The organism is Pseudochelatococcus contaminans (assembly GCF_014195635.1).
GTDB classification, from domain to species: domain Bacteria; phylum Pseudomonadota; class Alphaproteobacteria; order Rhizobiales; family Beijerinckiaceae; genus Pseudochelatococcus; species Pseudochelatococcus contaminans.
On sequence record NZ_JACICC010000001.1, the window covers coordinates 460,451 to 474,493 of the forward strand.

Consider the following 14,043-nt stretch of genomic DNA (forward strand, 5'->3'; position numbering starts at 1 on the left):
ATATCATCGGGTGGGCAGGGGTTGTCAATCCCCGAATGGTGAAGCAGTATTGATCCGCTCCCCGCGTATGAAAGAATGGTGCCATCGGCTACAGGCTTCGGTCGCGGCCAACGCAAGGTTCCCTGGGCTATCCGGGTGAATAACAAGAAGAAACGCGACTTGAGCGGTAGTAAAGACCCACATATCCGTGCCCGGAGCGATAGAACGAAGGTGCGCGACGCGTGCGGCAACGAATGGCCTGGGATGCTGGCGAATAGGGAAATGCTGGCAGATCAGCGCTGATTTGCCGCCTGCATAAAAAGCGGCGATCTCATCAAGAAAGATATAGCGTCGTGTGGATTTCGGGCTCATGGACCCGGATCGGATCTTGATGCCGTTATCCGGGTCGAAAAATACAATGTCGGTGGCAGCAAACTGCGTTTGGCATTGACTCATGTAATGGGCACGTTCGTCGGGTGTCTGAGGCAGCGGGTCGGAATGGAACAAAGCGTCCGGCAACACACAACTGGTCTTGATGGAGTTTACATTGCGTCGTTTCGGCTTTTCCGCAATGTGGGCCAACGTATCAAAAAGATCCGGATCATAATGTCTGTAACGCTCGCGCTGCTCCAGATAGTCGAACTGGTTATCGTGAGAGCCATCATCTGATTCGGTGAGCATCCAGCAAATGCCGAGCTGGTTTGCGCCGCCCGCCGATAACGCGCGCAACAGGGCATATTTCCGATAATCGTTAATGTTGCCGACGTGTTGATCTTTCAAGTTCATTCCCCATGACGGTGAGCGAGCGCGAAAAGAAATTCGCAATGTGAAGCCGACTCTCATACATTATAGGATATATATTACGATTTTTTGGAAAATCGCAACATAAGGTCCTTCGCATAAAGGTCGCCACCGCCGACTGTCTTAGGCGGAGGTGCGGCGTGTCACTTACGGTCGTTTTCGGGTCAAATCTTCGCCACCATCGGAAAGCGAGGCATCTGACTCAGGATGCTCTTGCCGAGATGGTCGGGCTTTCGTCGGAGATGATCAGCAAGATAGAGCGCGGCATCGCTGCGCCGTCATTCTCCACGGTGGAGAAACTGTCTGATGTGCTTCAGGTGCCGGAGGTTGCGTTCTTCGGCATCGGCATGGTCGTGACGAGCGATGGCGCTCGTACGCGACAACTTGCGAAAATCCAGACACAGCTATCGCGGATGAATGAGGATCAACTGGTGCGCGCCAGCAAGATGCTGAGTGCGCTGATAGATTGAATATACTGACAACTGCGCCCTGCGACTTCAGCCAAGCCATTCAGCCAAGCCCAAAACGACGAAAGCCGCGGTTTCCCGCGGCTTTCGTCGTTAAAACAATTTGGAGCGGGCGAAGGGATTCGAACCCTCGACCCCAACCTTGGCAAGGTTGTGCTCTACCCCTGAGCTACACCCGCATCCACTGTCCGCGAGACGCTAACGCCGCCGCCGATGGGTGGGTTATTGCTTGAAACTTTGCCGAGTGCAAGTCCCAAATTTGCGGCTGTGGAAAAGTGCCTCGGCTAAACGTTTTGTGGTCAGATAACAATATGATTTAAAATGGTTTTTTATGCATCTGGTTTCGTTTGAGCCGGCCCGTTGTCATTCTACGGTCGGCGAATCGCGTAGTAAGCGGTGTTTTTTCCATGTTCCGGGTTGCAGGGAATCGCTGTCGCTTTCTTTTTCGTGCCCTTCGTCGGTTCATGATGGCGTCAATCAGCCTGGCGGGGGAGGGGGATGGCGGAATGGAAATCGCCAAGCTTCCTATGTGATGTTTCTTCCAGTTTCCGCCCTGTCGCAATGTCCGTTATTTACCGCCGCCAGATATCGCTCGAAAAGCGATACCAACAGAAATGTAGCCACTTCAGGTATGCAAGCAGGCGAAGGTGTTTTCACTTTCAATGAGCTGAAACAATAACGTGTAATAGTGGCTGTCACCATCTTAACACGCTGGAGAAAGACAGTCATATGCCCCCCGAGAAAATGCCAGATCTGGCAGAGGCCGAACTTTTTGGTCAATCCGGTTCCCAAATTCCGCACGAGCTGAAGAATCAGCATGTCGCGGATATCGTCGACTACCTGAACAAGCAGTCTCTCGCTGTTCTCGTCGATACCATTTCGCGCATGCCGGAGCCTTGGGCGGTGGAGCTGCTCGATTTTCCGGCGTTCGAGGAGGCTTCCGAGGTTATTGCGGCGCTGCCTACCGCGCGGGCGGCCGGGCTTCTGGAAGGCATGTCCGCTGATAGGGCGGCAGACGTGCTGCGCTGGATTCCCGAGCCTCAACATTCCACGATTCAGGGGGCGCTGTCCGAGGAGACGCGCAAGTCGCTCGAAACATTGCTGTCGTATCCCGAGGGAACGGCCGCCAGCTTGATGACGACTGAATACCTGTCCGCGCCGGCGGACTGGACCGTGCGGCAGACGCTCGACCATATCCGCGAGGTCGAGGACAGCCGCGAGACCGTTTATGCGGTTTTCGTTCTCGATCCAACGAGCCACCGGCTCTTGCAGACGGTGCGTCTGCGCAAGCTGATCTCTGCCGATCTTGATGCCACGATCCTCTCGCTCACCGAGGGCAAGCCCGCGCCTATCGTGGCCTCGCCCTTGTCCACCCGCGAGGAGGTGGCCCGGTTGATTTCCCGCTACGATTTGCTCGCGGTGCCGGTCGTGGATAGCACCGGGCATATGCTGGGCATCGTCACGGTGGATGACGCGATCGACGCGATCCTGGAAGAATCCACCGAGGACACCCAGAGAATGGGCGGCATGGAGGCTCTTGACGAGCCTTATATGAAGGCCAGCTTCTTCGATATGTTCAAGAAGCGTGCTGGCTGGCTTGGCGTGCTGTTCCTCAGTGAAATGTTCACGGCCAGCGCCATGCAGCATTACTCCGACGAACTGGAGCAAGCCATTGTGCTGGCGCTCTTCATCCCGCTTGTCATGAGTTCGGGCGGTAACTCCGGATCGCAGGCCACGTCGCTGATCATTCGTGCTCTGGCGCTTCAGGAAGTGAGGCTACGTGACTGGTTCCGCGTGGCGCTGCGGGAGTTCCCCGCTGGTCTGGCGCTGGGCGCGTTTCTCGGTCTCATCGGCATCATCCGTATCGCGACATGGCAGCTTGCCGGCATCTACGACTATGGTGAACACTGGAAGCTGATCGCCATGGCTATCGGCGCGTCCCTTGTGGGCATCGTGACATTCGGGTCGATGGTCGGTTCCATGCTGCCGTTTATCCTGAAACGGCTTGGGTTCGATCCGGCCAGCGCCTCGGCGCCTTTCGTCGCGACCTTCGTCGACGTTACGGGTATCGTGATCTACTTCTCGATTGCGTATGTCTTCCTCAAGGGCACCTTGCTCTGACCGAGATGTCGCGCAAATTGCGGTAAACTATGGAATTGAAAGCGCTTGTTCTGATGGCGTCAGAACAAGCGCTTTATCGTTTCAATCTACGATAAAAGTATTCTTCAAGTGTTATGCTGCATACAGATGTGATCATGTCACCGGCAGTGGGTTATCTGCTGTTCCATATGTGTATGGCGATATAAAATACTGCGCCTGTGATGAAGGCGATCAGTAATTCCATTCACAATCCCCGTTTGCCAGTGGCGGACATAGTGCCTGTACTCACGTAAAATCGCTGCGCACGAGCCCGTGCCGCTGAAGTTTGTCGTAAAATGTCTTGCGGGGTATCCCAAGCGCCTCAATCGCGGCCTTTGCGTTGCCTTTGTTGTCTTGCAGCGCCCTGCGAATGAGTTCGGCTTCGTATGATTCCATCTGCTGTGGCAGCGTGGCCTTCTCGTCATGTTCTATTGGCGTTTGCCATGCATTGATTTCGAGCAGGCCAAGGGCATGGCGTTCGGCCATATGGGCGAGTTCACGCACGTTGCCAGGCCAGTCATGGGCATGGAGAAACTGCAACAGTTCTGGTTTGACGTCTGGTGTATCAATCCCGAAGCGTGCTGCGGCCTTGACCAGAAAGTGCATGAACAGCAGCGGGATATCATCCCGCCGCTCGCGAAGCGGTGGAATGGTGAGGCTGACGACGTTCAGCCGGAAGAACAGATCCTCCCGGAAGTCGCCTCTCACCGCCGGGTTGCCCAGGTCGATCTTGGCAGCGGCCACCACGCGCAGGTCGAGTTGGCGACTCTCATTGCCGCCGATGGGCACGATTTCGCGTTTTTCCAGCACGCGCAAAAGCTTGGCTTGCGCCGCCAGTGGCATGCTCTCGATTTCATCCAGAAACAGTGTTCCGCCGCTGGAATACTCGATGTGGCCGATCCGCTTTTTGAGCGCGCCAGTGAATGCACCGGCCTCATGGCCGAAAAGCTCGCTTTCGATGACGTTTTCCGGCAACGCGCCGCAGTTGAGCGCCACAAAGCGGTTGTCGCGGCGCCGGCTCCAACGGTGCAGCAGTTCGGCCACCACCTCCTTGCCGCTGCCGGTTTCGCCCGCAACGAGCACGTCGACATCCGCCACGGCAATCTGACGCAACGTCTGTCGCAGCCGCTCCATGGCGGGGGTCTGGCCGATCAGCGGCACATCGTCATCGCCGGCCTGGGCGGCGGCTATGCGCAGACGGCGATTCTCAAGCACGAGCCGGCGCTTTTCGCAGGCGCGCTGAACGCTTTGCACCAGGCGATCGGCAGGGTAGGGCTTGGGGATGAAATCATAGACGCCCTTGTGCAGGGCATCCACCGCCATTTCGATGTCACCGTGGCCGGTGATGAGGATGACCGGAATATCCTTGTCGATGGCGTGCAGCCGCCGGAAAAGCTGGAAGCCGTCCATGCCGGGCATTCTCACATCGCTCACCACTGCGCCGGTGAACGCGTCATTCACCGTTGACAGCAATTCGGCGCCGGTGCTGAACATGCGGACGTTGAACCCGGCCAGTTCCAGCGTCTGGGCGTTCGCCTTGCGCACCTCGATATCGTCATCGACAAAGGCGACGTCGATCATATCGCCTTCAGTGGAGGTCTGCGCCTGTGCCGGTACCCTGTCGTGCATCGTCTGCTGCTCGCTGCTCGTCGTCATGGCCGGTCTGTCCGTTCGTTGGCGGTGAGGGGCATGTCGCCGGCACCCCCTGTGCGCCTGAGCTGAATGATGAAACGTGTGCCCCGCACGGGGTCTGATTCCACGTCGAGAGAGCCGCCGAACGCGGTGACGATATCGTTGCAGATGACGTGCCCCAGCCCAAGCCCGCCGAGTTTCGTGGTGGTGAAGGGCGTGAACAGCCGCTGCATCACCTCGTCCGGTATGCCGGGGCCGTTGTCGGCGACGGTCAGCAGCACGGTGTCTCCTTCCGCCCGCCAGTCAAGTTCGAGACGGCTGTCCGGGCGGCCCTCCATGGCCTCCATGGCGTTCTGCATCAGGTTGACGATCACCTGCTCCAGCCGCACGCGATTGCCGATCACCACCAGATCCTCCGGCGGCATGTTGCAGACGAGGCTGACGCCTTGTTGCCGCAGCCGATTATTGAGCAGCAGTAACGCGCCCTCGATGGAGCGGGCGACGACGGTGGCCTCAAGCCCGCCTGTGCGCTTGCGTGCGAATGCGCGCAGATCTTCTATGATTGTGCTGATGCGCTCGGTCAAAGAGGCGATGGTGGCGAGGTTATCCGCTACGGCTATAGGCTTGTTTCGTTGCAGCAGCACGCGGGCGTTGTCGGCATAGCTGCGGATGGCGGCCATCGGCTGATTGATGTCGTGGGCGATACCGGCGGATACCTGCCCCAGAATCGCAAGCCGGTTGGCCTGTGCAAGCTCCTCGCGGACTTCCTGAAGGCGGCTGACGGCCTTCTGACGTTGCATCACCTCAGATTGCAGCCGCTCGTTGGCGGCGCTCAGATCGTGCGTGCGGTCGCGGACGCGCCGCTCCAGCTCAAGTCTGCGGGCCTCGTTGCGCGCCACCCGGCGCTGGTTGCTGTTGCGTCTGTGGATGAGCCATCCGGCAAGCGCCAGAAGGGGTGCTGCAATGGCGATTGCGGCGATGCGCCCCTCGCGCGTGGCTGCGGCGACTTCCTGCTCGCTGGGCGTCAGGAGATGCATCGTCCAGCGGGTGGAGGGAATAGGGGCGCTGGTTCTGACGAACGACGACTGCCGGGTGGCGTCCGGCGGCAGAACGGACACGATGTCCGGCGTCCCGGCGGGCACGGCCGGAAACACGGGCACGCCCGTCAATGGCGCGTCGCCGAATTGCAGGCTGTCACGGATCGCGCCCTTCGCGTTCTCCGGAATGCTTGTGATGGTGCTGAATCGCCATTCCGGAAAGCGCGAGACGACGATGACGCCGCGGGCGTCGCTGGCGTAAGAGATGTCGCGGTTGTCGCGCCAATCGTTCTCCACCTGATCGAACTGCACCTTTACCACCATGACGCCGAGCGGGCCATCCGGACCTTCGATGCGGCGCGTGATGTAAAGGCCGGGCATCTTGCTGGAGGCGCCCAGAGCGTAATATTCCGCCGATCCGTTGGCCAGTGCGTCGAGAAAATAGGGGCGGAAGGCATAATCGTTGCCGATGAAGCTGATCGGCGTGCGCCAGTTGCTGGCTGCCAGCGTCACGCCGTTCTTGTCGAGCAGATAGATGACGGATGCGCTCGTGCCTTCCGCAAGGCTTTCGAATTTACGGTTGAGCGTATCCGTTTCCTCATGGGTGAGGTCGCCGCGTTCCCGCTGCTCCAGAGCGGCGCGCACGTCGGCGTCCTGAGACAGCACGAACGGCACGGAGCGTTGCTTTTCCAGCACCGTGCGCAGCAGCGCCGTATTGAGCGCCACCGTGTGCCGCGCGCGCTCGTTGATCTCCGCGTAACTGCGCTTGCGGCCTTGCCCGGAGCCGATGGCCAGCGCCGCCACGACGACCGCCGCCGCCACGACGGCGTAAACCGCCCAGATCACCGTGAAGCGCGAGCGCGGCAAACCGCACAGCGCCAGTATCGACGCCGCCCGCGCGGTCGCCCGGCGGTGCATGCGATGAAAACGGCTTTGGCGGGGCGGGTTCATGGGTGCAATGCGGCGACTCTGTGTGGAAATCCGGACAGCGTGAGGATCATTCAGAGCGGATTATCGCACGATTGGCAAGGCATTCGAGATGGTTACAAAAAATACCAATAATTATCAGCCCGTTATTGAGCTTTTCAAAACTGGCACACTCCTTGCGTAAGGGCGATCAACGATGCGGAGCGCTGTTTCCGCTCCGGCCGGGCGGGCTCGCTCTCCCGGCACGTTGAAGTCAGAACATAATAACAGGAGGAAAGCTGTGGGCCCTATTCCAGTTTCAGCGCCGGACGGGCGGAAATCCAAAGTTCCGCTGTACTCTCATCTTTATGTGCAGGTTCTTGCCGCAATCGCCATTGGTATTGCGCTTGGCCATTTCTTTCCGGAACTCGGCGCAGGCTTGAAGCCGCTCGGGGATGCGTTCATCAAGCTCGTCAAGATGATTATCGCGCCGGTCATCTTCCTTACCGTCTCCACCGGCATCGCCGGCATGTCCGACCTGCAGAAGGTGGGCCGTGTCGCCGGCAAGGCGATGCTTTACTTCCTGACCTTCTCGACGCTGGCGCTGATCATCGGCCTTGTCGTGGCCAACGTGGTGCAGCCGGGCGCTGGCATGCACATCGATCCGGCGACGCTCGATGCTGGCGCGGTTTCCACCTATGCCGAGAAGGCGCATGAGCAGAGCCTCGTCGCGTTCCTGCTGGCCATTATCCCGTCGACCATCGTCGGTGCGTTCGCGTCCGGGGATATCCTGCAGGTGCTGTTCTTCTCCGTGCTGTTCGGCATCGCGCTGGGCATGGTGGGCGAGAAGGGGCTGCCGGTCTACAACTTCCTGCATGCTCTGACGCTGCCGATCTTCCGCCTCGTTTCGATCCTGATGCGCGCCGCGCCCATCGGTGCGCTCGGTGCGATGGCCTTCACCATCGGCAAATACGGCATCGAGTCCGTGGCCAATCTGGCGCTGCTCGTCGGTACGTTCTATCTCACCTCGCTGTTGTTCGTCGTCGTCGTTCTCGGGGCAGTGGCGCGTTACAACGGCTTCTCCATTCTGGCGCTGGCACGTTACATCCGTGAAGAGCTGCTGCTCGTTCTCGGCACCAGCTCGTCCGAAGCCGCTTTGCCGACATTGATGGAAAAGCTGGAGCGGGCAGGGTGCACGCGCTCGGTCGTGGGTCTGGTGATCCCGACCGGCTACTCGTTCAACCTCGACGGCACGAACATCTACATGACGTTGGCGGCGCTGTTCATCGCGCAGGCCATGGATATTCCGCTGTCGCTTGGCGATCAGGTGCTGCTGCTGCTTGTGGCGATGCTGAGTTCCAAGGGCGCAGCCGGCATCACCGGCGCAGGCTTCATCACCCTGGCCGCGACACTTTCGGTCGTGCCGGCGGTTCCCGTGGCGGGCATGGCGCTCATCCTGGGTATCGACCGCTTCATGTCCGAGTGCCGCGCGCTGACCAACCTTGTCGGCAACGCTGTCGCCTGCATCGTCGTCGCGCGCTGGGAGAAGGAGCTGGATCACGAGCGCCTTGCCGCCGCATTGGGAGGCAACCCGCTGCCCTTGCCGGTGGTTGCAGAACAGCCCGCGGTGGAGCCCGTGCAGAAGCCTGCCGTGTGAGTTTTTTCCCGTCCGGCAGTGTGGGCCTGACCGAGTAATCTTCAATAATATCGACAGGCGCGGATCGTATCCGCGCCTGTCGTCGTTATGACTGTATGTTCTGCCGTATGAAACCAGCTTCTTGATGGGAGACAAACAGATCATGGGCGCAAATCGCCGCCGTCACCGGCGCTTCATCTTCTTCGTGGCACCCCTTTATCTTTCACCCTCACATGGCATCCTTGCCAGTGCGGGCCGAACGACAGGGGGACAGCGCATATGAGCGGGGCATCGGCCAGACCGGCGGCTGGCAACAACGATCAGGTCGAACGGCGCATCCTTGATACCATCGATGAATTCATCGAGCTGCGGCGGGATCTGCATGCCCACCCGGAGCTGGCATTTGAAGAAGAGCGCACGTCGGGCATTGTTGCGGGGCTGCTGGAGTCCTGGGGCTACAAGGTCACGACCGGCATCGGCGGCACAGGCGTTGTCGGCACGCTGAAACGCGGGGAGGGGGAGCGCAAACTCGCGATCCGCGCCGATATGGATGCGCTGCCCATCAAGGAAGCGACGGGGCTGCCCTATGCCAGCCGCAAGCCCGGCATCATGCATGCCTGTGGGCACGACGGGCACACGGCGGTCTTGCTGGCGGCAGCGCGCTATCTGGCGCTGAATGGCCACTTCTCCGGCACGTTGAACCTGATTTTTCAGCCCGCCGAGGAAGTCGGCAAGGGCGCGCAGACCATGGTGCAGGACGGTGTATTCAAGCGCTTTCCCACCGATGCAATCTTTGGTCTGCATAACTGGCCGGGCGTCGCGGAAGGGCAATTCGGCTTCGTCGAGGGGCCGGCTATGGCATCCATCGACTACGCCGATATTACGGTGCAGGGCAGCGGCGGCCACGGCGCGTCGCCCCATCTGACGGTTGATCCGATTGTCGCGAGCGCATCCATCATCATGGCGCTGCAGAGCGTGGTGGCGCGCAATGTCGATCCGCTTGGCACGGCGGTTGTTACGGTGGGGGCCATTCACGGCGGGCAGGCGGCCAACGTCATTCCCGAGAGCGTGGAGCTGGCGCTGACGATACGCAGCTACGATGAAGAGATCCGTGCGCAGGTGCGTGAGCGGATTATCGCACTGGCGCAGACGCAGGCCGCATCTTTCGGGGCCACGGCAGAGGTCGATTATCGCGACGGCTATCCGGCTGTGGTCAACCACGCAGCCGAGACGGCGTTCGCACGCGCCGTGGCGGTGGACAGTTTCGGCGCAGCGCGTGTCGAGAAGGACTTCGCCCCCCGGACTGCGAGCGAGGACTTCGCCAACTTCCTGCTGGAGAAGCCGGGTAGCTACCTGTTTGTCGGCAATGGCAACAGCGCGCCGCTGCACAGCGCGAAGTATAATTTCAACGATGCAATCATCGCCCCTGCGGCGATTTACTGGGCGCGATTGGCCCAAGCCTATCTCTCCTAGAGGCCTATCTCCTCCGAATAGTCGCAGCTCACGCGACACGCCGTTGGGCGATGACCTCGTATTTTGAATAGACGCATTCCGGTGGGCAGTGCTCACCGGGATGCGTCATTCACAACCTATCGGTTATTCAACGATTAACGCGGGTCACCTGATTATTGCGGCCTTCCGTGCTCACGACAGGCTCGGGAACGCCAGTCGCGGCGCTCCACTCGACCCGGTTGCTGTCACCCTCGACATCGATTTCGATGCTGCTGAGAACCGTGATGCGGGCGTGATTTTCGCTGCCGGAGATGTCCAGTTCGCCGGATTCATCCTCGCCGTCAATGGCAACTTCAACCTTGTTGCGACGGCCTTCGATATCCACGCTGTTGGCCTCGCCGCCGCGAACGGTGGACTCGGCACCCTCGATATCGAGATCGTCGACATCCTCGAACGTCACGGTATGGCGATTGCCCTTCACGTCGATGGAGCGGCACTCGCCCGTGATGGAGACGCGATTCCCCGCGCCGAATATATCCACGTCGTGGCCGTCGCAGCGCACGGTCTGCGTCAGGTTGTCACCCCTGACCACCAGTTCCCGCGCGGCGAGTGCGCTCGTCGAGGCCAGCAGGCAGCCGGTAATGACAAGTCTGAACAGCATCGGTGAATCCTCCGGTTGTTGAATCAAGCATCTTATACCGCACCCCGGCAGTAATGAAACCGGGCGCAATATGGTTTCAGGATGTCGCGCAAACACCTCGCAAGCCATTATGAGCCGGCGAATATGCGCAAAATCATCGGTTATGAAATGCCGGCACAGCCGTCGCGGTTTCATCAATTGCCATCACAAACGGGTCATTCCCCGGCGGTGGGTCAGCGCAGGTATATGGCCAAAAAGAAATTGCCGTTACATGAGATCGATACACATGTTGATTGTTTTTTCTTTTGAATAAATGATGCGTTACTTATGGGCATACAGCATAAATTATAAATTTTATTGAGAGTGTGTTGTTGGGGGCGTAATAGTTTGGTATCCGGGAATGATTGTCGGGCAGTGATGACTTGCCCGTTAGCAGGTTGGTGAATGTTTGTCGTGTTCGGAATTTTTCATGTCTCAGCAGCCCGGTTTCATTGAACGTGTACGCGCCGCTTTAGGGGATCTTCATCCAGCCGAGCGCCGGCTGGCAGAATTCCTGCTCGACTTCCCTGGAGAACTTGCAAGTTACGATGCGCAGGAACTTGCCCGGCTGTCGTCGGTTTCGAAGGCCACGGTGTCGCGATTCGTTCGCCGGCTTGGTTTCGACAATTACGATCAGGCCCGCCGTGCTGCCCGCGAAGAGAGCAATGCCAGCTCGCGGCTTTATCAAGCCCATAGCAATGGCAACGACGGGATGGATCAGGCCGGTCAGATCGAGGAAGAACGGGCCAATCTGGAGTGGACGTTCCAGCAGAATCCGCCCGAAGAACTGGATGGTCTTGCCCGCCGCCTGCTTGAGGCGCGGAAAGTATGGGTCATCGGCGAGCGTATCGGCCACAGTTTCGCGAGCTATCTTGCGTGGCAGTTGCGGCCTTTCGTGCGCGACATCGTTGTCGCCCCACAGAGCGGCGAAACCCTTGGCGAGCATATCGCGGCGATGGGGGATGGCGATTGCGTCGTGATGTTTGCGCTGCGTCGCTGCGTTGCCGGTAGCAAGGCGGTGATCGGGGCCATCCGGGAGACGGGAGCGGCAATCGCGCTGATCACCGATGAAAGTGCCTCGGTCCGCCAGCAGACGGATTGGCACCTTCAGTGCCGCACCAGAACATCCGCGACCTTGCTCAACCATGCATCGGTGCTGGCGATCTGCCATCAGATCGTGACGCGCGTCAGCATGTATGGCCACGTGGGGGCCGGCGAGCAGCAGCGGCGGATCGACGCAATCAACGAGGCCATCGGAGCACTTCAGGAGCAACGCCCCCTCATATTCGTGCCCGATGCCAGTCGGCCTGACAGCTGAGGTCGGGGAAGAATTGGCGCGTTTGCACTTGAGCGGGCTCTTGCCGGCCTCATGCTTTTAGCGTTTGGGAGCGCATCTCGACCTGGATGCTGAAATACAATCGATAAATCATATGAGATTAAATTTATTAATTTCGTAATATAGATATTAATGTCAAGTGGAGTTTTCATTATATGATCGAAAAAATCGCGTTATTAATTGTCATATATCGGGCATAAAGACATGTAATCGTTAGTGTCTGAGTTCATGGAGGCTTGTATGACTGAAAAGACCATCCGCGATGTCACGTTCCAGCTCCTGCGCGATCTGGGAATAACGAAGATATTCGGTAATCCCGGTTCGACGGAAGAAACCTTCCTGAAGAATTTTCCGGAAGATTTCACCTATATCCAGACGCTGCAGGAAGCGTCCGCCGTTGGTGCGGCCGATGGTTATGCGCAGGCAACGCGGCGTCCCGCGCTGGTCAACGTGCACACCGCCGCTGGCCTCAGCAATGCCATGAGCAACATCCTCACGGCGTCGATGAACAAGACTCCGCTCATCATCACCGCCGGCAACCAGACCCGTGAGATGCTGCTGCTGGAGCCGTGGCTCACCAACGTTCAGCCCTCCCGCCTGCCGGAGCCGTGGGTGAAATGGGCTTACGAGCCTGTCCGCGCCGAGGACGTGCCCGCCGCCTTTGCCCGCGCCTATGCCGCGGCGCTGCAGCCGCCCGCAGGGCCGGTGTTCCTCTCCATCCCGCTGGATGACTGGGACAAGCCGGCAACCGGACCCGCCGTCGTGCGTTCGGTCGCAACGCGCATCGGCCCCGATCCGGCACGTATCGCGGAGTTCGCCGACGCGCTGTCCGGCGCGAAGAAGCTCGCGCTGATCTATGGTTCGTCGATTGCACGTGGCCGGGCCTGGCAGCAGGCGATCGCGCTGGCGGAAAAGCTGAATGCCGATGTCTACGCGGCTCCGGCTTCCGAGCGCCCGCCGTTCCCCGAGACGCACCCGCTTTACGTCGGCGGCCTGCCGTTCGCCAAGGGCCCGTTGTCGAAAAAGCTGGAAGGTTATGACGTTGCTATCGTCATTGGCGCTCCGGTGTTCCGCTACTATCCGTATGTCGCCGGTGAATACCTGCCGGAAGGGCTGCATCTTCTCCACATCACCGACGATCCGGCGGAAGCCGCGCGCGCCCCGGTTGGTGACAGCCTGCTTTCGGACGCCGTGCTCGCGGTGGAGGAACTGACCCGGCTCGTGAAGTCGCGTCCCGCATCCAGCGACAGCGTCGCCAAGCAGGCTCACCGGCTGGCGCCCCATCCTGCAGCGCCCGCGCCGCAGGCCGGCAGCGTGCTTTCCGCGCTCCAGCTCTTCGAGACTTTGCGCGCCGCCGCGCCGGCCGATACCGTACTGGTGGAAGAATCGCCGTCGAACCTTGGCGAGTTGCACACCGCATGGCCGATCGACCGCGAGGATTCCTTCTACACCTTCGCCAGCGGCAGCCTCGGCTGGAACCTGCCGGCAGCGGTTGGACTCGCGCTTGCCGAGCGGGAGCTGGGCACCAATCGTCCCGTGCTGGCCATCATCGGCGATGGCTCGTTGCAGTACTCCATCCAGGGCCTGTGGACGGCGGCGCAGCACAATCTGCCGATCCTGTTCGTAGTGCCGCGCAACGGCGAGTATGCGATTTTGAAGTCCTTCGCCCTGCTTGAGGAAACGCCCGGCGTGCCCGGCCTCGATCTGCCCGGTCTGGATATCGTTTCGCTCGCCAAGGGCTATGGTGTGACAGCGTTCCGCCTCGAAACCGAAGAAGAAATCAGCAAGGCCGTTGCGGAGGCATTCGCGCGTTCGGGACCGACTGTTCTCGAAGTGCCGGTCGTGCCGACCATTCCGCCGCTGCTCTGAACGCAGGTTGCGGTAAAATATAAAGTATAGAGCGACAGACGTTTTTCCGGCCGGATGGAGACATTCGGCCGGCAGGGCGTGTCCAACAATCAAACCCTGAGCATGGCCAT

The 14,043-nt window shown here is 59.7% G+C and carries 11 protein-coding genes and 1 tRNA gene; 7 read left to right on the forward strand and 5 right to left on the reverse strand.

All coding sequences use genetic code 11. The features are described 5' to 3' along the window. Positions 1-24: 24 nt before the first annotated feature. Positions 25-765 (reverse strand): hypothetical protein, encoded by a 741-nt coding sequence (locus FHS81_RS01935; RefSeq protein WP_210281493.1) that lies wholly within the window; start codon positions 763-765, stop codon positions 25-27. Positions 766-920: 155 nt separating this feature from the next. On the opposite strand from FHS81_RS01935, the gene FHS81_RS01940 reads away from it, so the two are divergent. Then, positions 921-1,250 (forward strand): helix-turn-helix domain-containing protein, encoded by a 330-nt coding sequence (locus tag FHS81_RS01940; RefSeq protein ID WP_183750335.1) that lies wholly within the window; start codon positions 921-923, stop codon positions 1,248-1,250. 101 nt (positions 1,251-1,351) lie between these two features. On the opposite strand, the gene FHS81_RS01945 is transcribed toward FHS81_RS01940, so the two are convergent. Continuing rightward, positions 1,352-1,426: transfer RNA gene (locus FHS81_RS01945), tRNA-Gly, on the reverse strand. 565 nt (positions 1,427-1,991) lie between these two features. On the opposite strand from FHS81_RS01945, the gene mgtE reads away from it, so the two are divergent. Continuing rightward, complete coding sequence (gene mgtE / locus FHS81_RS01950; RefSeq protein WP_183750336.1) at positions 1,992-3,368, forward strand: magnesium transporter; 1,377 nt, start codon at positions 1,992-1,994, stop codon at positions 3,366-3,368. Between the two features lie 264 nt (positions 3,369-3,632). Here the strand turns inward: mgtE and FHS81_RS01955 are convergent, their stop codons facing one another. Both FHS81_RS01955 and FHS81_RS01960 read right to left on the reverse strand, forming a co-directional pair. Beyond that, entirely contained in the window at positions 3,633-4,967 is a 1,335-nt protein-coding gene (locus FHS81_RS01955; protein WP_183750753.1) for a sigma-54-dependent transcriptional regulator, read from the reverse strand. Between the two features lie 71 nt (positions 4,968-5,038). Further along, positions 5,039-7,006 carry a sensor histidine kinase gene (locus tag FHS81_RS01960; protein WP_183750337.1) on the reverse strand — a complete coding sequence of 656 codons (1,968 nt, stop codon included), beginning with the start codon at positions 7,004-7,006 and terminating at the stop codon, positions 5,039-5,041. 256 nt (positions 7,007-7,262) lie between these two features. On the opposite strand from FHS81_RS01960, the gene FHS81_RS01965 reads away from it, so the two are divergent. After that, the gene (locus FHS81_RS01965) at positions 7,263-8,618 is read left to right on the forward strand and encodes a dicarboxylate/amino acid:cation symporter (RefSeq protein ID WP_343052397.1); all 1,356 of its coding nucleotides are present in this window, start codon (positions 7,263-7,265) and stop codon (positions 8,616-8,618) included. 258 nt (positions 8,619-8,876) lie between these two features. Beyond that, entirely contained in the window at positions 8,877-10,070 is a 1,194-nt protein-coding gene (locus FHS81_RS01970) for a M20 aminoacylase family protein (protein WP_183750339.1), read from the forward strand. A gap of 127 nt (positions 10,071-10,197) precedes the next feature. On the opposite strand, the gene FHS81_RS01975 is transcribed toward FHS81_RS01970, so the two are convergent. Then, positions 10,198-10,710, reverse strand: coding sequence for a DUF3060 domain-containing protein (locus tag FHS81_RS01975; protein ID WP_183750340.1), 513 nt, complete (start codon positions 10,708-10,710; stop codon positions 10,198-10,200). Positions 10,711-10,791: 81 nt separating this feature from the next. Between FHS81_RS01975 and FHS81_RS01980 the strand changes: the two genes are divergently transcribed. The 3 genes from FHS81_RS01980 to mdlC all read left to right on the forward strand — a co-directional run bounded on the left by FHS81_RS01980 (position 10,792) and on the right by mdlC (position 13,933). Further along, positions 10,792-10,998 (forward strand): hypothetical protein, encoded by a 207-nt coding sequence (locus tag FHS81_RS01980; RefSeq protein WP_183750341.1) that lies wholly within the window; start codon positions 10,792-10,794, stop codon positions 10,996-10,998. 160 nt (positions 10,999-11,158) lie between these two features. Continuing rightward, entirely contained in the window at positions 11,159-12,046 is an 888-nt protein-coding gene (locus tag FHS81_RS01985) for a MurR/RpiR family transcriptional regulator (protein ID WP_183750342.1), read from the forward strand. Positions 12,047-12,304: 258 nt separating this feature from the next. Beyond that, entirely contained in the window at positions 12,305-13,933 is a 1,629-nt protein-coding gene (gene mdlC / locus FHS81_RS01990; RefSeq protein ID WP_183750343.1) for a benzoylformate decarboxylase, read from the forward strand. Positions 13,934-14,043: the final 110 nt, after the last annotated feature.